Here is a 26,343-nt window from a genome sequence, read left to right on the forward strand (position 1 = left end):
ATACTTTTGTATGAATCTTTTTATTATATTTTAAAAATTTATTAATTTTTAAAATATAAGTCTAGGAATATTTGAATAAATCTAAATTATCGTGTAGAATAATGTTGTAAAATGTAAACGTTTTTCTAAGGGGAGGCTAAAAAGAATGGTAGTAGCGTACAAACATGAGCCCTTTACAGATTTTTCAGTAGAGGCTAACAAATTAGCGTTTGAAGAAGGGTTAAAGAAAGTAGAATCTTATCTTGGACAAGACTATCCATTAATTATCGGGGGAGAAAAAATTACTACAGAAGATAAAATTGTTTCTGTAAACCCTGCGAATAAAGAAGAAGTTATTGGTAGCGTTTCAAAGGCTAGTCGCGAATTAGCTGAAAAAGCAATGCAAGTGGCTGATGAGACATTCCAAACTTGGAGAAAGTCGAAACCCGAAATGCGTGCAGACATTTTATTCCGCGCTGCAGCAATCGTTCGCCGTAGAAAACATGAGTTCTCTGCTATTCTTGTAAAAGAAGCAGGTAAACCATGGAATGAGGCAGATGCTGATACAGCAGAAGCAATTGATTTTATGGAATATTATGGACGTCAAATGTTGAAATTAAAAGACGGTATTCCAGTAGAAAGCCGTCCTATTGAATATAACCGTTTCTCTTATATTCCATTAGGAGTAGGTGTAATTATTTCACCTTGGAACTTCCCATTTGCAATTATGGCAGGAATGACAACAGCTGCGTTAGTTTCTGGTAATACAGTATTATTAAAACCAGCTAGTACAACACCTGTAGTAGCAGCGAAATTTATGGAAGTTTTAGAAGAAGCAGGCTTACCAGCAGGCGTAGTAAACTTTATCCCTGGTAGTGGTTCTGAAGTTGGTGACTATTTAGTAGACCATCCTCGTACGCGTTTCATTAGTTTCACTGGATCACGTGATGTAGGTATTCGTATTTACGAACGCGCTGCAAAAGTACACCCAGGTCAAATTTGGTTAAAACGCGTTATTGCTGAAATGGGTGGTAAAGATACAATCGTTGTTGATAAAGAAGCAGATCTTGAATTAGCAGCGAAATCTATCGTTGCATCCGCATTCGGATTCTCAGGACAAAAATGTTCTGCTTGCTCTCGTGCAGTCATCCATGAAGAGGTATACGATCAAGTATTAAATCGTGCAGTTGAATTAACAAAAGAATTAACTGTAGGTAACCCAGCTGAAAAAGGAACAAATATGGGACCAGTAAATGATCAAGCTGCATTTGATAAAGTGATGAGCTATGTTGCAATTGGTAAAGAAGAAGGGAAAATAGTAGCAGGTGGCGAAGGAGACGATTCTAAAGGATGGTTTATCCAGCCAACAATCGTTGCTGACGTTGCAGAAGATGCTCGCTTAATGAAAGAAGAAATCTTCGGACCAGTAGTAGCATTCTGTAAAGCAAAAGACTTTGATCATGCGCTTGCAATTGCAAATAATACAGAATACGGTTTAACAGGAGCAGTAATCTCTAACAACCGTGCACATATTGAAAAAGCACGTGAAGACTTCCATGTAGGTAACTTATACTTTAACCGTGGATGTACTGGAGCAATCGTAGGTTATCAACCATTCGGTGGTTTTAACATGTCTGGTACAGATTCTAAAGCTGGTGGTCCTGATTACTTAGCGCTTCATATGCAAGCAAAAACAACTTCTGAAATGTTATAAGAAGTAACAAAGAGAGCCTTTCCAAAATGTATAACTTTTGGACGGGTTCTTTTTACGTTTGTAATAGCAACATTTTTTGATTAAGCTGATCTATTGTCATTTTGTGTTGATATTAAAAGTTCATGGTTTTGTGCTCTTTTACGTAGGTCATGTTATGAAACGAATAGAATGCTACAAAATTTATTCAATTCGTCGTATTTTTCTGTATTATTTTTATGGAATTCCTGTATAATACAACTTGAAAGAAAATCTATGGTTAGGCAAGAGAACACTACTTTCAGTTTTATTGACTGAAAGTAGTGTTTTTATATTCACAAATATAGTAAAAAGGGTAATAGATAGAATTTTTTAGACGGGTAAAAATTCTTCTGTACTTATTACATCAGCATATCCTTCATTTAGACTTGCCAAAATGGTGTTATGAATATAGACAGCGGGAATAGTGGCATTTTTAAAGAGAAGGTCTTTCGTCGCGCAAGCATCATGTATCACGGTGCAATGAAACCCAAAATCAAAAGCAGCTCTCACGGTAGCATCAATACACATATGTGTCATCATTCCGCATATAATAATACGCTCGATTTTTAATTTCTGTAGTTTCTGTAATAGATTTGTTTCTCGAAAGCTATTCGGATAGTGTTTTAAAATCACCGTTTCATTTTGTAAGGGACGAACACTTTCGTGAATATGGACACCTTCTGTATTGGGGAGGAAGAAAGTTGCATGATCCCCAAAAGATACATGTTGAATATGAAAAATTGGTTGGTTTGTTTGTCGAAAATATTGTAATAATTGACGAGCGTACTCACTAGCTTCTACGGCATTACGTAATTCCATCTTTCCATTCGGAAAATAGTCATTTTGAATATCAACGAGTAACAGTGCTGTTTTCATATTATTTATCGTCCTCCACTATATTTCGTATTCATGTCATTTTATTCAATGAGGCAGGGATATTTTCCTTTGCAAAAGAGAATAAGAGAAGAATTTTACATTTGATTTGAAAATTCCAATAGAAAAATAATCGCTATACTTTAGGAATTTTATGTTGACTCTAACTTTTCTGAGTTTTATAATAAAAAATAATTAAATAACAATTAAATCGAGACATTCTTATCCAGAGAGGTGGAGGGACTGGCCCTATGATACCTCAGCAACGGGTTTTTTAATACCGTGCTAATTCCAGCAAGTCTAAAAAGGACTTGAAAGATGAGAAGATGTGAACGAGTATATTTAAAAGTGCTCTCCTTCTTATCTTTTATGACTGATAAGAAGGAGGGCGCTTTTTATTTTACCTCGGGAGGTCTACTTCAAGTTGCTATAGCATATGGGAGGGGAAAAAATGATTTCTTTTACAAATGTAAGTAAGGTATATGAATCTGGTGGAGAGCCTGTTCATGCAGTAGAAGATGTAACACTTTCGATTAAAAAGGGAGAAGTATTCGGTATTATTGGGTTTAGTGGCGCTGGAAAAAGCACATTATTACGCTTAGTTAATATGTTAGAAAGACCGACTTCAGGGAAAGTTTCAATAGATGATAAAGACATTACATCTCTAACAACAAAGGAGTTACGACAGTTAAGACAAAGAATCGGAATGATTTTCCAAAGTTTTAATTTATTCAATTCAAGAACAGTGTTTGGGAATATTGCATATCCATTAAAGTTAGCGAAAGTACCGAAGAATGAGATAAAAGAAAGAGTAAATGAGCTGTTGGAATTTGTAGGATTAGAAGATAAAGCAAATTATTATCCAGAGCAATTGTCAGGGGGACAAAAACAACGTGTTGGAATTGCGAGAGCACTTGCTACATCACCAGATATTCTTATTTGTGATGAAGCAACATCGGCATTAGATCCTGAAACAACCACAGAAATTTTGAATCTATTAAAGAAAATAAACAAAGAATATAAATTAACAATTCTCCTCATTACACATGAAATGCAAGTTGTGAAAGAAATTTGTCACCGCGTGGCAGTTATGGAGAAAGGGAGAGTCATTGAAGAAGGGACATTATTTGATATCTTTACAAAACCAAAAACAAAAACGACTCAAAATTTTGTTCGTTCTGTTGTGAATGACCATTTACCAGAAAGTGTACTAGCAAAAATTCAAACTGGTGGACAAATTTATCGATTAACATTTACGGGTGAAGAGACAGGACAGCCGGTATTATCGTATATTGCCAAAAATTATAATGTGGATGTAAATGTGCTCTACGGAAACATTATTGAATTACAAAATGTGTTATTTGGAAATCTTCTTGTAGAACTGCAAGGTGAACAAAAAGAAATTCAAAAAGCCTTACAATATCTCAGACTGCAAGTACAACTGAAGGAGGTTAAAGCACATGCGAGTTGATTGGAGTATATTTTGGCCACGGATTCTCGATGCGACAGGGGATACCCTTTTAATGGTAATTGTAACTCTTATATTCGCCGCAATACTAGGTATACCTCTAGGTTTACTTTTATATGTGACAAGGAAAGGTAATTTTTTAGAAAATAAATTGGTCTTTTCTATTCTTAATATTGTTATTAATACGATTCGTCCAATTCCGTTTATTATCTTTTTAGTAGCTTTAAGTCCCATTACAAGAACTGTTATTGGAACAACAATCGGAACAGCTGCAGCGATTTTTCCAATGACACTTGTTGCTTCGATTGGAATTGCCAGAATGGTAGAAACAAATCTTGTTTCAGTACCGAAAGGAGTAATCGAGGCAGCGCAAGCAATGGGGGCATCACCATTAAGAATTGTGTTTGAAATTCTTGTTCCGGAGGCATTGGCACCATTAATTTTAGGGGTTACGTTTATGACTGTTGGCTTAATTGAGTTTTCAGCAGTGGCTGGGCTTGTTGGTGGCGGTGGTCTTGGTGATTTAGCAATGACATATGGTTATCAACGCTTTGATACATCGGTTATGTTCGTGACAGTTGTATTGCTTATTATTCTTGTACAATTAGCTCAACATCTAGGGAATTATTTCTCGAAAATATTTTTAAGAAGGTCATAAAGAAGAGAAGAGGGATAGAAGATGAAAAAGATATTAGCATTTGCATTATCAGCAATTGTAGGAATTACCGCTTTGAGTGGTTGCTCAAATGGGGATGCTGAAGCGAAAGAAAAGGAGAAGGTCGTTCGCATCGGTGTAACAGGAACGGATGGAGAAGCTTGGAGCATCCTTCAGAAGAAAGCTGAGAAAGAAGGTATGAAAATCAAACTTGTGGAGTTCTCTGATTATACAACGCCAAATAAAGCATTAGCTGATGGGGATATTGAATTGAATGCATTTCAACATATTGCCTTTTTAGAGCAGTTTAAAAAGGAACATAAATTAGATATTACAGCTGTAGGTACAACGCAAATTGCACCAATGGGATTATTCTCTGAAAAGTATAAAAAACCAAATGACATTCCAAATGGTTCAGAAATTGCTATTCCGAATGATCCAACGAATCAAGCACGTGCCTTAAAACTTCTTGATGCAGCGGGCCTATTAAAATTGAAAAAAGATTTCGGTTTATTCGGCGATCCAAGTGGTATTGCTGAAAATCCAAAAAAATTAAAAATTACACCAGTTATTGCACAGCAAACCCCTCGTGTATTAAAGGATGTAGCAGCTTCCGTTATTAACAATGGTGTAGCTGGTCAAGCTGGTTTAAATCCTGCGAAAGATCCTATTTTCTTAGAAGATCCAAAAAACGACAGTGCGAAAGCGTATATTAACATCTTCGCAGCTCGTACGAAAGATAAAGATGATCCAACAATCAAAAAAGTGATTAAATTATACCATTCAAAAGAAGTAACAGATGCAATTAAGAAAGAAACGAAGGATGGTTCGATCTCAGTAGATCTTTCACTTGATGAAATAGAAAAAATTGTTAAATGATAGTGCGTTTAACGGATTAACAGAAGGAACCCCTCCGCTGTTAGTCTGTTCAACATATAATCTTACTTAACAGATGAAACCCTAATTTTTTGTATCTTCCAATTCTGTATACCATAAAAAATAACGTCTGTGAAGGAGAGTGGAGAGATCAGGAGTTTTCCTGGTCTCTCTTATTTTGGTTAGTCAAAGAAACTAGCTAAATATAAGGTGATCCAAATCATAGAAGGATAGGAGAGTAAGCTGAAAATTAGTATAAGGACTAGTTTCTTTTTTGGAACTTGTATTAAAGAAAATAAGTAGAGGGAAAATAGTACAATGATAAATGCTGATATCACTCCAGGGTTGTATGCGCGATACATGAAAAATAAAATCATATGTTGAACAGCGTTAAAGAAAATAGCACCTTGTATGAAAATAATCCAGTAAATAGAAGAGATAATATGAAGTTGATAGAGAATGATAAAGAGCAGAACAATGGTTGTTAATATACAAATTGCTATTAGAAATTGATGCGTATTTATGAAGTTGATAGAGAATTGATTAGCGAGATATTGAGGCATACTAATAGATTCTTCAAGATTATGAATGAAAAATAATAAGGGAATAATCCAAATTATCATATTGGTAGATACATGTTTCGCTTTAGGTGTTTTAATCAAATCGATCATCTCCGAGTAAAGGAATAGAAAGCCCTTAAGGAGAGGGCTTCCCATATTGTTATTCGATAGTAATACTTTAATAGGTAAAGCTATACTGAGCCTCGTTAATCATCATTTTTCAGGATTTACAACAATGTGAATTTATCCCGCTATTTTAGGGCAGTAAGACTCCCATCTCAAGATTCAGAGAGAAGCAAGGAAGATAGGTGGGAGTAGGGCTGCCCGTAACAGCCCGATTGGTGAGGGCTCAGAATCAGTGGGAGATGAAGAAAAACCCCACTGATTAAAGTTTCACTTTATTATATCACGATTGGAAAAAGTTCTCGTATTTCTTCTAGTTGCTTGAGTGTGTTTGTTAATTCATCCATGATATCATCTGTAGGAAGAGGGATACCGAGTAAAGGTTGTGCCACAGGACGGGCAACTTTTAATACTTTTCTGTTAATAGAAAAGAGTTTTTCCATCCACCATCCGAGCATGTCAAGAAAACTTAACATAGCAAGTGTTTCACTCGTTGGTGCACAGTCAATAACGATAACACCATATATTTTTTTGATTAATTCGAAAATAAGTTGTGAAGTGAGAAAATTTTATGATAGATTAATAAAGAGAAAAAATTACATAAAAATCCATGATGATAAATATATTTATCTATAATGGATATGCAGCTATAAGGGGGAGAACAATGAGAAGGAGAAATACGCAAGCGTTCACGTTTTTAGCATGGACTTCGTTTGTTTGTGCGCTTTCAGGTATGTTGATTGGTATTTATACACTAGATGAAACGCTTAGTGTAAAAGGATACTATTTAATAGGTACATTGTTTTTAACAATGTCATGTTTTGTACTTCAAAAAACAATTCGTGATAATGAAGAAGATAACGAAAGATTTCCGAAAAATAAACCATTAGATAAAGAGTGATTTACGAGAAGGGCAAAAGCCTTTCTTTTTTTATGTAAAAGTGCTATAAGTGCCATGTGTTGACTTGCTTGAAGTACTGAAAATTTGGTATCATCAATAGTATTGTAGATTGCACGATATATTATGGAGGTGGCCTAGCCGTGTCAAGAATTTCCGTTGAGAATGTAAAGCATGTAGCGCATTTAGCGCGTCTTGCCATTACAGATCAAGAAGCAGAAAAGTTTCAAAAACAACTCGATGCAATTGTTACTTTTGCAGAACAGTTAAATGAATTGGATACAACAAATGTCAAACCAACAACTCACGTATTAACGATGAGAAATGTTATGCGTGAAGATGTACCAGAACAAGGTTTACCAGTAGAAGAAGTATTAAAAAATGCACCGGATCACAAAGAGAATCAAATCCGTGTTCCAGCAGTATTAGAATAGGGGGGGAATTTCGATGTCATTATTTGATCATTCTGTATCAGAGTTACATAAGAAATTAAACAACAAAGAAATTTCCGTTACGGATTTAGTAGAAGAGTCTTACAAACGTATTGCGGATGTTGAAGATAACGTAAAAGCGTTTCTTACATTAAATGAAGAAAACGCACGTGCGAAAGCGAAAGAATTAGATGCAAAAATTGGTGCTGAAGATAATGGTCTATTATTCGGTATGCCAATCGGTGTTAAAGATAACATTGTAACAAAAGGTCTTCGTACAACTTGTGCAAGCAAAATGTTAGCAAACTTTGATCCAATTTATGATGCGACAGTTGTGCAGAAGTTAAACGAAGCTGACACAATTACAATCGGTAAATTAAATATGGACGAGTTTGCAATGGGTTCTTCCAATGAAAACTCTGGTTTTTATGCTACGAAAAATCCATGGAATTTAGAATATGTTCCAGGTGGCTCTAGCGGTGGTTCTGCAGCAGCAGTTGCAGCAGGAGAAGTATTATTCTCTCTAGGTTCTGATACCGGCGGTTCCATCCGTCAGCCAGCTGCATATTGCGGTGTTGTAGGTTTAAAACCAACTTATGGACGTGTATCTCGTTATGGTTTAGTCGCATTTGCATCTTCACTTGATCAAATCGGACCAATTACACGTACTGTAGAAGACAATGCGTACTTATTACAAGCTATTTCAGGTGTTGACCGTATGGATGCAACTTCTGCAAATATTGAAGTAGGTAACTATTTAGCTGGTTTAACAGGCGATGTAAAAGGTTTACGTATTGCTGTACCAAAAGAATATTTAGGAGAAGGTGTTGGTGAAGAAGCTCGTGAGTCCGTACTAGCTGCTTTAAAAGTGTTAGAAGGTATGGGCGCAACTTGGGAAGAAGTATCCCTTCCGCACTCTAAATACGCGCTAGCAACGTACTACTTAATTTCTTCTTCTGAAGCGTCTTCTAATCTGTCACGCTTTGATGGCGTACGCTACGGTGTTCGTTCTGATAATGTGAATAACTTAATGGATCTTTACAAAAATACGCGTAGTGAAGGGTTCGGAGACGAAGTAAAACGTCGTATTATGCTCGGTACATTTGCACTTAGCTCTGGTTACTATGATGCATATTACAAAAAAGCACAACAAGTACGTACATTAATTAAAAATGACTTTGAAAATGTATTTGCAAATTACGATGTGATTATTGGACCAACAACGCCAACTCCAGCGTTTAAAGTAGGCGAAAAAATTGATGATCCAATGACAATGTATGCAAATGACATTTTAACAATCCCAGTAAACTTAGCAGGTGTTCCAGCGATTTCTGTTCCATGTGGATTCGGCGCTAATAATATGCCGCTTGGTTTGCAAATCATTGGTAAACATTTCGATGAAGCGACAATTTACCGCGTTGCACATGCATTTGAGCAAGCAACAGACTATCATACAAAAAAAGCAAGTCTGTAAGGAGGCGAGCATAGATGAATTTTGAAACAATTATTGGTTTAGAGGTTCACGTTGAGTTAAAAACAAATTCGAAAATTTTCTCTGCGAGTCCAACAGAATTCGGAGCGGATCCAAATACACAAACAAGTGTAATTGATTTAGGATACCCAGGGGTACTTCCAACTTTAAACAAAGAGGCAGTAAACTTTGCAATGAAAGCTGCAATGGCTTTAAACTGTGAAATCGCAACAGAAACGAAGTTTGACCGCAAGAACTATTTCTATCCAGATAATCCGAAAGCATACCAAATCTCTCAATTTGATAAACCAATTGGGCAAAATGGTTGGATTGAAATCGAAGTAGGTGGTCAAAAGAAACGAATCGGTATTACTCGTCTTCATTTAGAAGAAGATGCAGGTAAATCAACACATACAGGTGAAGGTTACTCATTAGTAGACTACAATCGTCAAGGCCTTCCGTTAATTGAGATCGTATCTGAGCCAGATATGCGTACGCCAGAAGAAGCATATGCATACTTAGAAAAATTAAAATCAATCATTCAATACACTGGTGTATCTGATTGTAAGATGGAAGAAGGTTCTCTTCGCTGTGATGCAAACATTTCTCTTCGTCCAGTAGGGCAAGAGAAGTTTGGTACAAAAGCAGAACTAAAAAACTTAAACTCTTTCACTTATGTTCAAAAAGGTCTTGAGTTTGAACAAGCTCGTCAAGAAAAAGAATTACTATCCGGTGGTATTATTCAACAAGAAACACGTCGTTATGATGAAGCTACAAAGAAAACAATCTTAATGCGTGTAAAAGAAGGATCTGACGATTATCGTTACTTCCCAGAACCGGATTTAGTTGAACTTTATATTGATGAGGAATGGAAAGAACAAGTTCGTGCTTCCATTCCTGAACTTCCAGATGCTCGTAAAGCACGTTATGTTGCAGAACTTGGTCTGCCAGCTTACGATGCACACGTATTAACATTAACAAAAGAAATGTCTGATTTCTTTGAGGAAACAGTTGCAGGCGGTGCAGATGCGAAGTTAGCATCAAACTGGCTAATGGGTGAAGTGCTTGCATATTTAAACAAACAACAAAAAGAATTAAAAGATGTAGCTTTAACACCTGCTGGGCTATCTAAAATGATTCAATTAATCGAGAAAGGTACGATTTCTTCTAAAATTGCGAAGAAAGTATTTAACGAGTTAATTGAAAAAGGTGGAGACCCAGAAGAAATCGTGAAAGCAAAAGGTCTTGTTCAAATTTCTGATGAAGGTACACTTCGTAAGATTGTAACAGAAATCCTTGATAATAATGCACAATCTATTGAAGACTTTAAAAACGGTAAAGACCGTGCAATTGGTTTCTTAGTTGGTCAAATTATGAAAGCGACAAAAGGACAAGCAAACCCACCGCTTGTGAATAAAATCTTACTAGAAGAAATAAATAAGCGATAAAAAGAAAAGCATAGGCGGTTCGATTAGAAGAAGGAGGCGTTGGAGCCTTCGAAAGAGAAGTGTTTTTTGCTTCACTACAGGAGGAGAAACGCCTGATCCTTCTAGCTGCAAGAACTAGTCCGTAATGAAAGATCAAGGAAAAAAACACCCGCATGTGGGTGTTTTTTTCTGTAAAATGTGGGAAAATGTTTGTATAGCAACTATGGTATGATAGTTGCAAAAAGGTGGGAATAATGATACATCTAGACATATAAAGTTTTTTATCTTATGAAAAATAGATCATTAAGATTCCCATGTTTTCCATAAAACAAACAGTAATAGCGATGAAGAATGGTAGGATTTGCGAATGCATAGCGATATGAATCCTGGTTCTTACTTGTCCTTTTAAATTGGGATAAAAGAAGGATATGGAGATGAGAGGAGGCAGGCATAGGAAGGCTGGAGAAAAGTTGGATATATTCTTTTTTCTGAATTGATGAATGAGAAAATTCCTGTGCTAATACATGATGAAACGAGCAAGAATAATTTATAATCCTACTTCTGGTCGTGAGTTATTTAAAAAGCATTTACCAGAAGTATTACAGAAATTAGAACAAGCTGGATATGAAACATCTTGTCACGCGACAACAGGGCCTGGAGACGCAACAATTGCGGCAAGGCAAGCGGCAAAGCGTAAATTTGATGTAGTCATTGCAGCAGGCGGTGATGGGACTTTAAATGAAGTGGTAAATGGTTTAGTAGAGCAAGAACATCGTCCGAAGTTTGGAATTATTCCAGTTGGAACAACGAATGATTTTGCACGTGCTATTGGTGTCCCACGTTCTATTGAAGAAGCGGCAGATATTATCTGTGAAGGGAAAACGGTCCCGTTAGATCTTGGTAGAGCAAACGATACATATTTTATTAATATTGCTGGAGGCGGACGTATTACAGAGTTAACGTATGAAGTGCCGAGCAAATTAAAAACAGTGCTAGGACAATTAGCATATTACTTAAAAGGAATTGAAATGTTACCGTCATTACATCCAACGTATGTTGAGATTGAGTATGATGGAAAGTTGCTGCAAGAAGAAATTACGATGTTTTTAATTACAAATACACGTTCAGTAGGTGGATTTGAAAAGGTAGCACCATATGCTTCTATTAATGATGGGTTATTTGACTTGTTAGTACTGAAAAAAGGATCAATAGCGGATTTAATTAAAGCGGCAACTCAAGCGCAGCGCGGTGAGCATATTAACAATCCAAAAGTATTATATACGCAAGCAAATCGTATTAAGGTGCATTCGCCTGATAAGTTAATGATCAACTTAGATGGTGAATACGGTGGAGATGCACCGATGGAGTTTGAAAACATCTATCATTGCTTAGAACTATTTGTTCCTGAGCAGAAAGAGGACGCCTTATAATGGCATCCTCTTTTTTAATAGCTTATTATTGCTTTGTATCATACATATAGGCGCGTGTCCATGGAATATCATCATTAATCCCTTTAGTAAATACGAATTGGTGTAAGTCGATATTGCCAGTATAGAATGAAGCTGCGCAAGCATTTAAATAGAGGCGCCACATCCGGATGAAGCGTTCATCTTTCGTTTTGCGAATTTCATCAAGTGCATTTTCGAAATTTTTGGCCCAGTGTTCCAATGTTTTACCGTAGTGTCTTCGTAAACTTTCCACATCCACGAGGAACATTTTTTGATTCGTGATGTTTGTAATTAATTCACTAACAGATGGAACGTATCCGCCAGGGAAGATATATTTTTCAATCCATCCATTTGTAGCTCCATCTGTTGGAGAAGTAATACAATGTAGTACAGAAACACCACCGTCTGCTAATAGACGATTTACTGTATGAAAATATTCAGTAATACGATCTTTTCCCACATGTTCAATCATACCAACACTTACAATTTTGTCGAACTTGCGATTTGTAATGTCACGATAATCAAGTAAGGCAACTTCCACTAAATCAGTAAGGCCTTCTTGCTTAATTTTTTCAGTAGTTTTTGCGTATTGTTCTTCACTTAATGTTACGCCCATTGCCTTCACGCCATATTGTTTCGCGGCTGCTGTAATCAGTTCTCCCCATCCGCATCCGATATCTAACAAAGTATCTCCTTTACGCAGATTTAATTTTTTTAGAATGTGATTTACTTTATTATGTTGAGCTGTTGTTAAGGGGTCATCAGGATGCTGAAAATAAGCACAAGAATACGTCATTGTGTCATCAAGCCATAATTTATAAAAGTCGTTTCCAATATCATAGTGATGAGTAATGTCTTCTTTGTTTTTCTTCTTTGAAAAATTCCATTTACTTGTGAAGTATTGCAACTTACTATTTCCTAAAAAGCTTTCTTGGCTCTTGTAAATGGACTCAATCGCTTTTTCAAGATCACCCTTTAATTCAATATCTCCATTCATATAAGCTTCGCCGAATGCAATCGATGGGTCGTTGGCAAGTTCTTTTTTGGAAAGGGGTTTATGGAATGTAATTTGAAATAGAGGTTCTCCTTCACCATATTGAACTGTTTTTCCATCCCAAAGTGTCACTTCAATAGGGTCTGAAAAGAGATTTTCTAATATTTTTCGATAAAACATTTCTTCAACCATATAAACATCTCCTATAATAATATAAAAATTGTAGGAAACTATCATGATAGTTAATAAAGTTAAATAATTAGCTCATTACGATGAAAGTAATTCTACGCCTTTCCAAAATGATAGTCAAATGATTCGATTTAGATTGTAAATTGGAAGTTTGTTTGTTTTTTATGGCATCTTTACAATATATTCATTTTTTATCCATATTTCCTTGTTACAATGGGAGAGAGAAGAAGAGAAAGGTGGGGGGTTATGGAGAAGATCAAAGCAATATTATTTGATAAAGATGGTACATTAATGGATTTTCATTCCGTTTGGGTAAAAGTGGCCGAAGAACTTGTCGCTGAGCTTATAAAGGTATATGATTTACCACAATCTTTACAACAAACGCTTTTAAGTGAAATAGGTGTAGAAGAAAATTTTGTTCATCCTGAGAGTGCCTTAGCAGCTGGAACAAGTCGTGATGTAGCAAAAGTATTTTGTGAATATATTTCATCAGAAAAAGAAGAGAATATGTCTCAGTGGGTGAGTCAGCAATTATTTACTCTTATGTATGAACACCGCTCTCATATGAAAATGACCGCGAATATTCCGGAAATTTTGCAAGCGTTGAAAGATAGAGAATTTATTTTAGGTGTTGTAACAGCTGATGATTTAGCGCCAACAGAATTATTCTTGAAGCAATATCAATTGGAATCTTTCTTTGATTGTATAATTACTTCTGACACTTTCCCAGCACAAAAACCAGATAAAAAAATTATAGAATTCATTTGCGAAAGATTTCATCTCATACCGTCAGAAATTGCTGTTATTGGAGATACCCCAACAGATTTACATTTAGCGAAAAATAGCGGGGATTGTTATGCGATTGGTGTGCTATCTGGGACTGGGGATTATCAAACTTTAGCACCGCTTGCCGATCTTATATTAGATTCGGTAGGAGATCTAATTTCAAGTTCTGGTACACTTCTTTTTGAACAAGTAAAGCCTAATAGGTAAATAAAATAAGTCTATACTGACTTGAAATAAGTCGTTATAGACTTATTTTTTATGTTGAAATATAAAGAAAAAGGGAAGAATGCTAGGATCATAAGTTGGCATACATTTTGCAATGGATATAAGAAAAAACATTGTATAGAAAAGGATGGGAAAAACGATGAGTATAAAAAAATATGCAAAAGTAAATGAGCAAATTCCAGGGCCAAAAGCAGCTTCTTTATTAGAACGTCGTCAAAATATTATACCAAGAGGTGTGAGTAATGGGATTTCAACGTTTGTACAATCAGCAGATGGAGCACTTGTAACAGATGTCGATGGAAATCAATTCATTGATTTTGCAGGTGCGATTGGAACGATTAATGTAGGGCATTGTCATCCAGCAGTAACAGAAGCGCTTCATAAACAAGTAGATCAATATATTCATACTGGCTTTAATGTTATGATGTATGAACCGTATATTGAGCTAGCAGAGAAATTAGCTAGATTAGCACCAGGAAATTTTGATAAGCAAGTATTATTTTTAAATAGCGGTGCGGAAGCAGTTGAAAATGCAGTGAAGATTGCTCGTAAATATACGAGAAGATCTGGTATCATTGCATTTTCAAAAGGATTTCATGGTCGCACATTAATGACAATGACGATGACAAGTAAAGTGAAACCGTATAAATTTGGCTTTGGACCATTTGCCCCTGAAGTATATAAAGCGCCGTTTCCATATGAGTATCGCCGTCCAGAAGGGTTAACAGATGAGCAATATGATAACTTTATGATTGAAGAATTGAAGAACTTCTTCCTATCAGAAGTAGCTCCAGAAAGCATAGCTGCTGTTGTAATGGAACCTGTTCAAGGTGAGGGTGGTTTTATCGTTCCAAGTAAAAAGTTTGTTCAAGAAGTACGTCGTCTTTGCTCGGAATATGACATTTTATTTGTAGCTGATGAAATTCAAACAGGATTTAGCCGGACAGGAAAATATTTTGCAATTGATCATTACGATGTTGTACCAGATTTAATTACGGTTTCTAAGTCACTAGGGGCTGGAGTACCAATTAGTGGAGTTATTGGTCGTAAGGAGATAATGAATGAGGCAGCACCAGGCGAGCTTGGAGGAACGTACGCGGGAAGTCCACTTGGCTGCGTAGCCGCATTAGCTGTTTTAGATATTATTGAGAAAGAAAAGTTAAATGATCGAGCTATGCATATTGGGAAAATTGTGATGGAACGATTTGAAGAGATGAAGAAGAAATATCATTGTATTGGTCATGTTCGTGGATTAGGGGCAATGTGTGCATTTGAGCTTGTGAAAGATCGCAGTACGAAAGAGCCTGATAAAGCTTTAACTGCAAACTTATGTGCTGAAGCGAATAAACGTGGCTTGCTTTTATTATCAGCGGGAACTTATGGAAATGTCATTCGTGTTCTTATGCCGCTCATTATTACAGATGAGCAATTGGAAGAAGGGCTTACAATTATTGAAGAATCTTTACAATCTTGTTATACACAAGCAAATATGGCTCGGGTATAAAGGGTGGATGTACCGATAACACAGTTGCAATTATTCTAGTTTACCGCCTTAAAAATACAGAAAATTCCCTTAAATTAAGTTTTAGATTTATAATAGAATATAAGAGGTAAATAATTGGAGTAAGGGATTGACTTTGAGGAGTGGCTAGAATGGTTGCAGAAAAGGAAAGAGCATATATGGATTTAAAAGATGTATTTGAATATGCGTTTGACGAAATCTTTGTTACGGATGAGAAAGGGATTGTTGTACGTGTAAATAGTACATGTGAAAGGCACTATCAATTGTCCGCGAAAGAATTGATTGGGAAACATGTGAAAGATTTGCAAAAGGAAGGGATTTTCTATCCATCTGCAACATTAGAAGTCATTGAGAAGAAGAAACCAATTGAACTTGTTCAGACAACAAAATCAGGTGAGTATTTACATGTTCGTACAAGACCGGTGTTTGATGCAAAGGGAAATTTACGTAGAGTCATCAGTTATTCTCGTGATCTCACTGAACTTTATCAATTACGAAAAAAAGTAGAGGAGATGGATCATCAATTAAAGACATATAAAAGGGAATTACGAGAAACATATGAGCACGAAGGACTTATTTTTAAAAGTGTAGCTATGCAGAAAATAGTCGAAACAATCAAAAAAATATCCATGGTAGATAGTACAGTCCTCATTTTGGGTGAGACCGGTGTAGGAAAGAGTAGATTAGTACGTCATTTACATGAAATTAGCCATCGAAAAAATGAAGTGTTTTATGAAATGAACTGTGCGGCATTGCCAACAAATCTTATTGAATCAGAGCTATTTGGATATGCTGGAGGGTCTTTTACGGGCGCCAATCGTGAAGGGAAGAAAGGAATATTAGAACTCGCACATAAAGGAACGCTTTTTTTAGATGAAATAGGAGAAATACCGCTAGAAATGCAAGCGAAATTATTACAAGTGCTACAGGAAAAAACATTCCGCCCGGTAGGGGGTAGAGAATTAAAAAAGGTGGATGTTCGTATTGTAGCAGCTACGAATAGAAATTTAGCAGAAATGGTGAAACAAGGGACTTTTCGAAAAGACTTGTTTTACCGTCTAAATGTCATACCGATTCAAATTCCGCCCCTTCGTGAAAGAACAGAGGATATTTTGCCATTAGTTTATCATTATTTACAGCACTTTAATGAAAAGTATGGACGAGATGTGAAATTAGCCCCTAGTACATTACAAATGTTTGTAGGATATCCTTGGGAAGGGAATAATCGTGAAATTGAGAATGTAATTGAGCGGCTTGTTATTACTGCTGATGATATTGTTACGATAGAAGATTTACCAGTATCTATGCAAGAAGTAACGATTGAACAATCTGGTCAAAGTCTCTACCAAATGTTGGAGGAAGTAGAGCGGAATATTATTTTAAAAGCATATAAAACATATGGATCAAGCTATAAAGTAGCAGAGTTTTTGAAAATAAGTCAATCGGCAGCTACTCGGAAAATTAAAAAGTTAATAGGAGGGGATTTCATAGTTGGGAGAGAAGAAACTTAAAAAGGTGTTATCACGTTTTGATGTTCTTTTCCTTGCGATCGGTGCAATGCTTGGATGGGGCTGGGTTGTTCTCTCGGGGGATTGGGTTACATCTGCTGGTTCAATGGGGGCTGTAATTGCCTTTATTATTGGAGGGTTACTTGTTATTTTCGTTGGATTAACATACGCTGAACTTGCTTCCGCGATGCCGGAAACAGGCGGTGGCTTATTGTATGTACGTAAGGCATTTGGAAAGAAGGCGGCTTTTGTTGCATCATGGGCAATCATACTAGGATATGTATCTGTCGTTACCTTTGAAGCTGTTGCATTACCGACAGTGGTAGATTATGTATTACCTCATTATCAAAGCATTTATTTATGGACGATTGCTGGTTGGGATGTATACTTGACATGGGCGATGATTGGAATGGGTGGTGCCCTGTTTATTACAATTATCAATTATTTTGGTGTGAAGACAGCAGCTGTGTTTCAAAGTATATTTACTCTCTTTATTGTAGCAACAGGAATTATGCTTGTTTTTGGCGCTGGTTTCAACGGCGATACAAAAAATTTAGAACCGTTTTTTATAGATGGTATAGGCGGAGTTATGACCGTTCTTATTATGGTTCCGTTTTTATTTGTTGGATTCGATGTAATCCCTCAAGTTGCTGAAGAAGTAAATCTTCCATTTAAAGAGATTGGGAAACTTTTAATTTTTTCTGTCATTTGTGCTGTGATTTTCTATCTTTTTATAGCATTAGGTGTATCAATGGCGTTAAATCAGAAAGCGCTTCTTCAAACAAAATTAGCAACAGCAGATGCTATGGGAGCAGTGTTCGGTTCTAAAGTATTTGCGAATATCTTAATTTTTGGTGGCTTAGCTGGTATCATTACAAGTTGGAATGCTTTCATCATTGGAGGCAGCCGTGTATTATACGCAATGTCGAAAGAAGGAATGATACCGGCATGGTTTGGAAAAGTGCATCCAAAATATAACACCCCTTCTCATTCTATCATCTTTTTAGGGATGCTATCCTTTTTTGCACCATTACTAGGAAGACCGGCGCTTGTTTGGATTGTAGATGCAGGTGGACTTGGCATTGTTGTTTCTTACTTATTAGTCAGTCTATCCTTTTTCATATTACGCAAAAGAGCACCGAAGATGAAGCGACCATTTCAAGTAAAGAATGGAAGAGTAGTTGGAAGTATTGCAATTATATTAAGTATTGGCTTTATTGTATTATATATGCCAGGCATGCCAGCGGCGCTAATTTGGCCATATGAATGGTTAATGGTACTAGGTTGGGTAACTTTGGGAGGTTATTTCTTTATTAGAATGCTTCTCGGTAAGTATAAAAGAAACACTTTCAAACAGGAAAGTATAGAGGAGGAAGAGAATTTTGGATAAGAAAGCGACATATGTAAATTTAGATCAAAAAGCAATGTATATAAATGGTGAATGGATTCAATTAGAGGAACAAATTAAAATTCATAATCCAGCAACACAAGAGATATTTGCCACGGTTCCAAAAGGTGGAGTGACAGAGGCGAAGCAAGCCGTTGATGCTGCGCATGAAGCTTTTAAATCTTGGTCAAAATTAACAGCGGCTGAGCGTGCGGAGAAATTAAGAAAATGGTTTACGCTTATTGATGAAAATAAAGAAGAAATTGCTGCTATTATGACGAGAGAACAAGGAAAGCCATTTCTTGAGGCACTTGGAGAAGTAAATTATGCAAATAGCTTTGTAGAGTGGTATGCAGAAGAAGGAAAACGTGTATACGGTGAAATGATTCCAGCTTCTCATCCGAATAAACGTATTTTAGTAACGAAACAACCTGTTGGGGTTATTGCAGCTATTACACCATGGAACTTCCCAGCGGCAATGATTACAAGAAAAGTAGCACCAGCACTTGCAGCAGGCTGTACAGCAGTTGTAAAACCTGCTAGCCAAACCCCGTTAACAGCGCTGAAATTAGCGGAATTAGCACATGAAGCTAATATTCCAAAAGGTGTTTTAAACATTGTAACAGGTAGTGCCAAAGCGATTGCAGATGCTTGGATGGAAGATGGCCGCGTAAGAAAAGTTTCCTTTACAGGATCAACGGAAATTGGAAAAGAATTAATGTCTAGCGCTGCGAAAACGATGAAGAAAGTGTCACTTGAACTAGGAGGGCACGCTCCATTTATCGTGATGAATGATGCGGATTTAGATAAAGCTGTCGAAGCTGTAATTGGGTCGAAATTCCGTAATGCTGGGCAAACATGTATCTGTACAAACCGCGTTTTTGTACAGGAAGCGGTATATGAAGAATTTGTAGCGAAATTCAAAAAAGCAGTTGCACAGTTAAAAGTTGGAGATGGCTTTGGTGAAGGGACAACTGTAGGACCGCTTATCGATGCAAATGCAGTAGAAAAAGTACAAGAGCACATTGAAGATGCAGTGAAAAAAGGCGGCGAAATTTTATATGGAGGCCAAACGGTTACAGAATTAAATGGTCACTTTATTGAACCAACTGTTATTGGCGGTGCAAATGATACGATGCTATGCATGACAGAAGAGACATTTGGTCCAGTAGCGCCAGTTGCGAAGTTTAAAACGGTAGAAGAAGTGATTGAGCGTGCGAATAATACGCCATATGGTTTAGCGGCATATATATTTACAAAAGATATGAGTCAAGCATTCCAAATTAGTGAAGCATTAGAATATGGAATTATCGGTTTAAATGATGGCCTTCCATCTGTTGCACAAGCGCCGTTTGGTGGATTTAAAGAAAGCGGGATCGGTCGTGAAGGCGGTCACTTTGGAATTGAAGAGTATTTAGAAATTAAATATATTTCATTAGGATTATAATGCTAACAATCTTGTTTAGGAGAAGATAAAAATATATACTAGAATCTCTATAATCTAACAAAAAGATGAGGGATCTAGATGATATATTGGTTATTACTACTCGTAACAATTATATTTGAAGTCGCTGGAACGGTCGCAATGAAGTTATCAAATGGTTTAACGAAGTTTGTTCCAAGTGTATTCATCTTTGTATGTTATGGCATTTGTTTTAGCGTTTTTGCCATTGTTGTAAAAAAGATTCATTTAAGTATTGCTTACGCAATCTGGTCCGGTTTAGGCACATTATGTATTACAATCATTAGCTTTTGCTTTTTTAAAGAACATATTAGCTTGTTTCAAGCGTTTTGCATTCTGTTCATTGTATTAGGTGTAATCGGATTAAAGGTTTCATCAGCAACATAAAAGCTGTCTTCCGATTTTTGGAAGACAGCTTTTATGTTGTATTAAAACGCCCAATTCCCTTTACGGAAGATAGGCTCATGTTTCCCATCAGCTGTAATACCATCGATATCAAGATCAGCTGAACCAATCATGAAGTCTTCGTGTGTAATGCTAGCATTTGCTCCGTTTGCTGCAAGCTCCTCTTTCGTCATTGTTTTTCCGCCCTCTAAGTTAAATGCATAAGCATTTCCAATTGCTAAATGACAAGAGGCATTTTCATCAAATAGTGTATTGTAGAATAGAATATTTGTATTTGAAATCGGTGAATCATGCGGCACTAAGGCAACTTCCCCTAAGAAATGAGAGCCTTCATCTGTTTCAATTAAATGTTTTAACGCTTCTTCGCCAACGTCTGCTTTATAGTCAACGATGCGACCATTTTCAAAAGTGAGTGTAAAGTTATCAATAATATTTCCGGAAAACACAAATGGTTTTGTGTTCGAAACATAGCCGTTCACACCTGTCTTTAATGGCATAGTAAAGACTTCTTCTGTTGGGATATTAGCCATAAACGGTACATTTTTTTCATTTAAGCTACCAGCGCCAGCCCAAACGTGTTTTTCTGGAAGTTCAATTGTTAAATCTGTTCCAGGGCCTGTGTAGTGAAGTGCTTTATAGTGTTTTTCATTTAAGTAGTCGACTTTTTTATGTAATGTTTCATCATGCTTTTTCCATGCTTCAACTGGGTTTTCAAGATTTGTACGAGTCGCTTGGAAAATAGCATCCCACAGCTTTGCTTCTTGTTGCTCGGGCGATACATCAGGGAATACTTTTGCAGCCCATTCTTTTGTAGGAACAGAGATGACGCACCAGCTTACTTTATCAGCTTGTACATAATCGCGATATACCTTCATCGCTTCTCCAGCAACTTTATGAGCAGTTGCAATTTTTGTTGCATCTACACCTTTTAATAAGTCAGGATTCTCTGCATAAATAGACATAAATGCCGCACCTTCTTTTGCTAATTCTTCACGTGCACGCGCTTTCCAAGCAGGAAATTCAGAGAACGCTTCATCTGGAGCTAAATCAAACTTTAAGCGTGTTAACACTTCATCATTCCAATCTACATATACATGCTTTGCACCAGATTTATATGCTTTTTCTGTAACGAGACGTACAAATGGAGCAGCTTCAAGTGGAGCATTAATCGATAACGTTTGACCAGGTTGAATGTTTACGCCAACATTTACTGCAAGTGCAGCATATTTCTCTAAGTTCTGTTCAAATGACATATATATAATCTCCTTTATTCGAAATGTTTATTATATACATAATACAGGAAAAATTCAAAAATATAAATAGAATACATCTGTTATTGAGCTTTTATGTCTACTTACTTAATAGACGCAGCAAATTGCTCTACCGTAGTTGTGTGGTGGACGCGAACACGTTTCATTTTTAACAATTCGTCCGCTTCACCTTTTGTAATGAATTGTCCTGGTTTAGTTGTTGTAGCAAACTGATAATATTTTTTCGTTTCTGCAACAACTTGATCATTTACATGTCCAAACGGATAGGCAATAGCGATCACAGGCTTTCCAGTAATCTTTTCAAGCTTTTCTTTCGATCCTTTTAATTCTTCTTCATAGTTTGTGATTTTTGGTAGGTCAGCATGTGTCGCTGTATGAGATTGGACAGAGAAAATACCAGAGTTCACCATCTCTTTTATTTCATCAGCCGATAAGGCACCTTCAACACCGACATTATCAACAATCATATATTCGGTTGCAGTCGGTTTAAAAGTAGCATCCTTTAATTGTTGCAGAATGCGGAATGCATTCATATTATTTTTCATCCCATCATCAAGTGTTACAAATATCGGTTTATTCACTTTATTAATCTCGTTCCATCGTTCAAATGTTAATAACGTATACCCGTTGTCTTTTAAATATTTCATTTGTGCTTCAAAGTTAGCAGGTGATACAAATAAGTCTTTAATTCCTTGACCGTGATAATCATCGATAGCATGATACATTAAGATAGGAACATGTTGCTGGAATGTAATGGTAGATGGTGTAAGAGGGATGCGTTTGCCGTCTTCTTTCACACCAAATGCTTCAATTTGGTATTCACCGCGTTTTCCTTCAAACTCGTTTACATGAAAAGGAATTACAAATTGATTGTCTTTTTCTTTAGAAGCGAAAGGTTTTGCGCTCTCTTTCCCGTCTGCTGTTCGCCAAATTTTATATTGTACTTCTGTGAAAGAATCTTTTACATCTGTCACACGAATTGATGTATTCATAGATTCATATGTAATAGGATCAGAAACAATCTTTCCTTGCGGTTTTACAAGCTCGTCTTGTTTTTTTACTTGCTTTTGAACCTGTTTCTCTTGTTTTGGTTCATTACTTACATTGCTAGTGTTACAGCCCGCTAGAATAGCAGATGTGCATAAAGCAATAGCGATATATTTTTTCATAACGATCACCTTCTATTGTGTAGTATGTTGCCTATTTACATTGAAATACCCACCCCTATAAGAGTGGTGGGTTTATACCCTTGTTCATCATATCATTTGAGGAAAATTAGTGGTTGTGAATCGACCTACTTTTTCTTTTTTTATTGAAGGAAATGCTTACATAAGCTGCTACAAAAAGGACAGGTAGAATGAATACATACATTGGAATTCCTAATATATAGTAGCTTTTTAAACTGAAAAACAGTACATGTAAAAAATCAAAAAGAATATGAGCCTTCATTATAATCCCTCATCTCATTTTTACAAATTATAACATTTTAGGAAGGGTAATAAATATTAGGAAATAAGAATTAAGCTAAATTTAAAGTAAGCGAAATCAAAAAGTCTCTATGATACGACTCGTATCATAGAGACTTTTTGTTAAATAAATAATCCAGCGATGGTAGCGGATAAAATAGAAGCAAGTGTTGATGCAAATAGCATTTTCCAACCAAATTTAGAAACAACACTTCCTTGTTTTTCAGAAAGAGCACGAATGGTACCAACGATTGCACCAATTTGGCTAATACTTGCGAAGCTAATTAAGAATACTGTAACGATTCCAATTGTACGTGGAGATAATGTTTTCGCAATTTCTTTTAAATCAAGAATTGCTACAAATTCATTTAAGGCGATTTTCGTTCCCATAATGCCGCCAGCTGGGATAATTTCATGAACTGGAATCCCCATTAGGAAAGCAAATGGGGCTAGAATATAACCAAAAATTTGTTGTAGTGTAATTGTATGTCCCATTGCACCTGAAGCGGAGGTAATTACGTAGTTTACAACTTCCATTACACCAATGAAGGCGATCATTAATGCAGCAACGATACCAGCTACTTTTAAGCCGTCTAATGCACCATTAATCATTGCACCAATGAAGCTATCACCAAATAAGCTTCGATCAAACTTTTGAACAGTTTCTTCTTCGCGTTTTGTATCAACGGGTGTTAATAAAGAACAAACAATTAAGCTTGAGAATAAGTTCAATGGAAGAGCAGCTAATACATATTTCGCATCTAGCATCATCACGTATGATGCGGTAACAGAAGCTGAAACAGAGCTCATCGCTGAACAACAAATGATGAACATACGGTTTTTATTAAAGTGTTTTAAGTCATTTTTAATTACGATTAAAGCTTCACTTGAACCGAAAAATACAGAATTTACGGCATGGAAGGACTCGACGCGTGGTAAACCAGTAACTTTTGAAATAGCACCACCTACAACGCGAACAATAAATGGTAAAACGCCTAAATAACTAAAAATAGAAAGTAGTGCCGAGAAAAAGACAATAATTAATAGTACGTTTAAGAAAAAGACAAAATCTCGTTGAATTCCATTAAAAAGAAAATCAACACCTGTTGTACCAAGTTTAATGAGTTTGTTGAAGACTTTACTAATTAAAATAATGATTTGTTGACCAACCTTTGTGGCAAACATAAACCAACCAATAAAAATTTGAAAAACAATCATAATAGCAATTGCACGAAAGTTAATTTTACTTTTGTTGTTTGATAAAGCAAAGCATAAACCTAACACGGCGAGGATGCCGATAATGCTTATTACATATTGCATGTAATTGCCCCTTTCACAAGTTCTTATAAAGTTTTTACATAAAACATTAGTTATATAACTAATAAATAAAGGATTAAAAAGTTTTATGTCATACGTAAGATGTCCGACCTGTTAAAAGTGAAAATAAAAAAAGACTCATAATAGATTCACTTTCATCTATGAGAGAAAGCTAATCAATATAAGTCTTCCTATAAGCTAATATTCATTAGTTTTCCCCATAGTCCGGCAATTATTGGTTGCCAGGTAGAAACTCTCGATCCATATTATCGAGGATATATGAGGTAACACCGTCCGTATTAAATTATTAGTAGCGTAACATTAATAGAGAAGTGTCGTCAATAGCTTTTTTTCTTCCAATAGAAAAAGACTATGTAAGTATGATAAAATGTAACGCAGTGTTATGAAAAAGAGAGGTCGGAAAATGAGTAATAAAATGACGCCACCAGTTGAAAAAAACGAGTTTATAGATGTAGTATTTGAAGATTTAACCCATGATGGTGCCGGTGTTGCGAAAGTGGACGGATATCCCATTTTCGTCAAAAACGGATTACCAGGTGAAAAAGCGCAAATTAAAATTATTAAAGTAAAAAAGAATTTCGCATTTGGCCGCTTAATGAAGCTTTACACAGAAAGTCCATATCGTAAAGAGGCAGAGTGCCCGGTTTACAACCAATGCGGTGGTTGCCAGCTTCAGCACGTAACGTATGAAGGACAGTTAGCAGCGAAGCAAAAGCAAGTACGTGATGTCATGCAGCGTATTGGAGGTCTTCATGACGTGCCAGTTCACCCTGTTCTCGGTATGGAAAATCCGTGGGTGTATCGCAACAAAGCACAAGTGCCAATTGGAGAACGTGAAGGCGGACTAGTAGCGGGTTTTTACCGTCAAGGGACGCATGATATTATCAATATGGAAACGTGCTTAATTCAAGCGGAAGAGAACGATACATTAATTCAAGAAGTGAAACGCATTTGTGAAACGCATGGCATTCGTGCGTACAATGAAGAACGTCATAAAGGCACACTTCGCCACGTAATGGCAAGATATGGACACGTAACAGGGGAAATTATGCTTGTTTTCATCACGCGCACGGCAGAACTTCCAAATAAAAAGGCGATAATCGAAGAAATTACAGCGAAATTCCCAAATGTAAAATCAATTGTTCAAAACGTAAACACGAAACGTACAAATGTTATTTTTGGAGAGACAACAACAGTTCTATATGGATCAGAATATATTTATGACTTTATCGGTGATATTCAATTTGCGATTTCAGCGCGTTCGTTCTATCAAGTAAACCCAGAGCAAACGAAAGTGCTATACGATAAAGCATTAGAATATGCACAACTAGACGGAAATGAAACAGTTATTGATGCGTACTGCGGAATCGGATCCATTTCTCTATTCTTAGCGCAAAAAGCGAAAAAAGTATATGGCGTTGAAATTGTGCCAGAAGCAATCGAAGACGCAAAGCGAAACGCAGAACTCAACAACATGACAAATGCAGAATTTGCAGTTGGAGAAGCGGAAGTTGTCATTCCAAACTGGTACAAAGAAGGCGTAATCGCCGACACAATCGTCGTCGACCCTCCGCGCAAAGGTTGCGATGAAGCATTACTAAATACAATCATCGACATGAAACCAAAGCGCGTCGTATACGTATCATGTAACCCAGCAACACTTGCACGCGACTTAAAAGTACTAGAAGAAGGCGGGTATAAAACACAAGAAGTACAGCCTGTTGATATGTTCCCGCATACGACTCACGTGGAGTGTGTAGCTTGGCTTAAGTTGGTATAATAAAAAAGCAGTTGATATAGAAAAAATCTATACCATCTGCTTTTTGGTTTATAAATATTGCTGATTTTT

General features: G+C 36.4%; 22 protein-coding genes, 1 pseudogene and 2 riboswitches. Of the genes and pseudogenes, 16 read left to right on the forward strand and 7 right to left on the reverse strand.

Annotation, left to right across the window (positions count from 1 at the left end; translation table 11 throughout):
* Positions 1–145: 145 nt before the first annotated feature.
* Positions 146–1,693, forward strand: a complete 1,548-nt coding sequence (pruA, locus tag BCER98_RS01760) for an L-glutamate gamma-semialdehyde dehydrogenase (RefSeq protein ID WP_011983411.1) — start codon at positions 146–148, stop codon at positions 1,691–1,693.
* 348 nt (positions 1,694–2,041) lie between these two features.
* On the opposite strand, the gene BCER98_RS01765 is transcribed toward pruA, so the two are convergent.
* Positions 2,042–2,587 carry a cysteine hydrolase family protein gene (locus BCER98_RS01765; protein ID WP_011983412.1) on the reverse strand — a complete coding sequence of 182 codons (546 nt, stop codon included), beginning with the start codon at positions 2,585–2,587 and terminating at the stop codon, positions 2,042–2,044.
* Between the two features lie 216 nt (positions 2,588–2,803).
* Positions 2,804–2,909, forward strand: a riboswitch (SAM riboswitch).
* Between the two features lie 126 nt (positions 2,910–3,035).
* Here BCER98_RS01765 and BCER98_RS01770 point away from each other — a divergent pair.
* Genes BCER98_RS01770 through BCER98_RS01780 form a run of 3 tightly spaced genes read left to right on the forward strand, consistent with a single transcriptional unit; the run spans position 3,036 to position 5,586 of the window.
* Positions 3,036–4,055, forward strand: coding sequence for a methionine ABC transporter ATP-binding protein (locus tag BCER98_RS01770; RefSeq protein ID WP_011983413.1), 1,020 nt, complete (start codon positions 3,036–3,038; stop codon positions 4,053–4,055).
* Positions 4,045–4,710, forward strand: coding sequence for a methionine ABC transporter permease (locus BCER98_RS01775; protein ID WP_011983414.1), 666 nt, complete (start codon positions 4,045–4,047; stop codon positions 4,708–4,710). Before BCER98_RS01770 ends, BCER98_RS01775 begins: the two co-directional genes overlap by 11 nt.
* A gap of 21 nt (positions 4,711–4,731) precedes the next feature.
* Entirely contained in the window at positions 4,732–5,586 is an 855-nt protein-coding gene (locus tag BCER98_RS01780) for a MetQ/NlpA family ABC transporter substrate-binding protein (RefSeq protein ID WP_011983415.1), read from the forward strand.
* Between the two features lie 179 nt (positions 5,587–5,765).
* Here the strand turns inward: BCER98_RS01780 and BCER98_RS01785 are convergent, their stop codons facing one another.
* Entirely contained in the window at positions 5,766–6,245 is a 480-nt protein-coding gene (locus tag BCER98_RS01785; protein ID WP_011983416.1) for an HXXEE domain-containing protein, read from the reverse strand.
* Positions 6,246–6,562: 317 nt separating this feature from the next.
* Positions 6,563–6,790: pseudogene (locus tag BCER98_RS01790) on the reverse strand (ArsA-related P-loop ATPase); the annotation flags it as partial.
* Positions 6,791–6,930: 140 nt separating this feature from the next.
* On the opposite strand from BCER98_RS01790, the gene BCER98_RS01795 reads away from it, so the two are divergent.
* From BCER98_RS01795 to BCER98_RS01815, 5 genes are all read left to right on the forward strand, one after another.
* The gene (locus BCER98_RS01795; protein WP_001254393.1) at positions 6,931–7,167 is read left to right on the forward strand and encodes a YiaA/YiaB family inner membrane protein; all 237 of its coding nucleotides are present in this window, start codon (positions 6,931–6,933) and stop codon (positions 7,165–7,167) included.
* Positions 7,168–7,307: 140 nt separating this feature from the next.
* A complete protein-coding gene (gene gatC, locus BCER98_RS01800; protein ID WP_011983418.1) occupies positions 7,308–7,598 on the forward strand; it encodes an Asp-tRNA(Asn)/Glu-tRNA(Gln) amidotransferase subunit GatC in 291 nt (96 codons plus the stop codon).
* 13 nt (positions 7,599–7,611) lie between these two features.
* Entirely contained in the window at positions 7,612–9,069 is a 1,458-nt protein-coding gene (gene gatA / locus BCER98_RS01805; RefSeq protein ID WP_011983419.1) for an Asp-tRNA(Asn)/Glu-tRNA(Gln) amidotransferase subunit GatA, read from the forward strand.
* Between the two features lie 14 nt (positions 9,070–9,083).
* Positions 9,084–10,514 (forward strand): Asp-tRNA(Asn)/Glu-tRNA(Gln) amidotransferase subunit GatB, encoded by a 1,431-nt coding sequence (gene gatB, locus BCER98_RS01810; RefSeq protein ID WP_011983420.1) that lies wholly within the window; start codon positions 9,084–9,086, stop codon positions 10,512–10,514.
* 503 nt (positions 10,515–11,017) lie between these two features.
* Positions 11,018–11,923, forward strand: a complete 906-nt coding sequence (locus tag BCER98_RS01815; protein ID WP_011983421.1) for a diacylglycerol kinase — start codon at positions 11,018–11,020, stop codon at positions 11,921–11,923.
* 25 nt (positions 11,924–11,948) lie between these two features.
* Here BCER98_RS01815 and BCER98_RS01820 read toward each other — a convergent pair whose 3' ends face one another.
* A complete protein-coding gene (locus BCER98_RS01820) occupies positions 11,949–13,127 on the reverse strand; it encodes an SAM-dependent methyltransferase (RefSeq protein ID WP_011983422.1) in 1,179 nt (392 codons plus the stop codon).
* Between the two features lie 243 nt (positions 13,128–13,370).
* On the opposite strand from BCER98_RS01820, the gene BCER98_RS01825 reads away from it, so the two are divergent.
* The 6 genes from BCER98_RS01825 (at position 13,371) to BCER98_RS01850 (ending at position 20,401) form a co-directional block, all read left to right on the forward strand.
* On the forward strand, positions 13,371–14,117 hold the full coding sequence (locus BCER98_RS01825) for an HAD family hydrolase (protein ID WP_011983423.1): 747 nt from the start codon (positions 13,371–13,373) through the stop codon (positions 14,115–14,117).
* A gap of 157 nt (positions 14,118–14,274) precedes the next feature.
* Positions 14,275–15,639 carry a 4-aminobutyrate--2-oxoglutarate transaminase gene (gene gabT / locus BCER98_RS01830; RefSeq protein ID WP_011983424.1) on the forward strand — a complete coding sequence of 455 codons (1,365 nt, stop codon included), beginning with the start codon at positions 14,275–14,277 and terminating at the stop codon, positions 15,637–15,639.
* A gap of 149 nt (positions 15,640–15,788) precedes the next feature.
* Positions 15,789–17,168: a sigma-54 interaction domain-containing protein gene (locus BCER98_RS01835; RefSeq protein WP_011983425.1), complete on the forward strand. Its 1,380-nt coding sequence runs from the start codon at positions 15,789–15,791 to the stop codon at positions 17,166–17,168.
* Positions 17,149–18,555 (forward strand): APC family permease, encoded by a 1,407-nt coding sequence (locus tag BCER98_RS01840; protein WP_011983426.1) that lies wholly within the window; start codon positions 17,149–17,151, stop codon positions 18,553–18,555. Before BCER98_RS01835 ends, BCER98_RS01840 begins: the two co-directional genes overlap by 20 nt.
* A complete protein-coding gene (locus BCER98_RS01845; RefSeq protein ID WP_011983427.1) occupies positions 18,548–19,999 on the forward strand; it encodes an NAD-dependent succinate-semialdehyde dehydrogenase in 1,452 nt (483 codons plus the stop codon). Before BCER98_RS01840 ends, BCER98_RS01845 begins: the two co-directional genes overlap by 8 nt.
* Positions 20,000–20,077: 78 nt before the next feature.
* A complete protein-coding gene (locus tag BCER98_RS01850; RefSeq protein WP_011983428.1) occupies positions 20,078–20,401 on the forward strand; it encodes a DMT family transporter in 324 nt (107 codons plus the stop codon).
* Positions 20,402–20,442: 41 nt separating this feature from the next.
* On the opposite strand, the gene BCER98_RS01855 is transcribed toward BCER98_RS01850, so the two are convergent.
* The 3 genes from BCER98_RS01855 to BCER98_RS01865 all read right to left on the reverse strand — a co-directional run bounded on the left by BCER98_RS01855 (position 20,443) and on the right by BCER98_RS01865 (position 24,476).
* A complete protein-coding gene (locus BCER98_RS01855; protein ID WP_011983429.1) occupies positions 20,443–21,672 on the reverse strand; it encodes an aminopeptidase in 1,230 nt (409 codons plus the stop codon).
* 101 nt (positions 21,673–21,773) lie between these two features.
* The gene (locus BCER98_RS01860; protein ID WP_011983430.1) at positions 21,774–22,859 is read right to left on the reverse strand and encodes a polysaccharide deacetylase family protein; all 1,086 of its coding nucleotides are present in this window, start codon (positions 22,857–22,859) and stop codon (positions 21,774–21,776) included.
* 420 nt (positions 22,860–23,279) lie between these two features.
* Positions 23,280–24,476 carry a NupC/NupG family nucleoside CNT transporter gene (locus tag BCER98_RS01865; protein WP_011983431.1) on the reverse strand — a complete coding sequence of 399 codons (1,197 nt, stop codon included), beginning with the start codon at positions 24,474–24,476 and terminating at the stop codon, positions 23,280–23,282.
* Between the two features lie 198 nt (positions 24,477–24,674).
* A riboswitch (purine riboswitch) is annotated at positions 24,675–24,776 on the reverse strand.
* Positions 24,777–24,897: 121 nt separating this feature from the next.
* Between BCER98_RS01865 and rlmD the strand changes: the two genes are divergently transcribed.
* A complete protein-coding gene (gene rlmD / locus BCER98_RS01870) occupies positions 24,898–26,274 on the forward strand; it encodes a 23S rRNA (uracil(1939)-C(5))-methyltransferase RlmD (RefSeq protein WP_011983432.1) in 1,377 nt (458 codons plus the stop codon).
* Positions 26,275–26,343: the final 69 nt, after the last annotated feature.

Origin of the sequence: Bacillus cytotoxicus NVH 391-98 (assembly GCF_000017425.1) — a bacterium.
GTDB lineage: Bacteria > Bacillota > Bacilli > Bacillales > Bacillaceae_G > Bacillus_A > Bacillus_A cytotoxicus.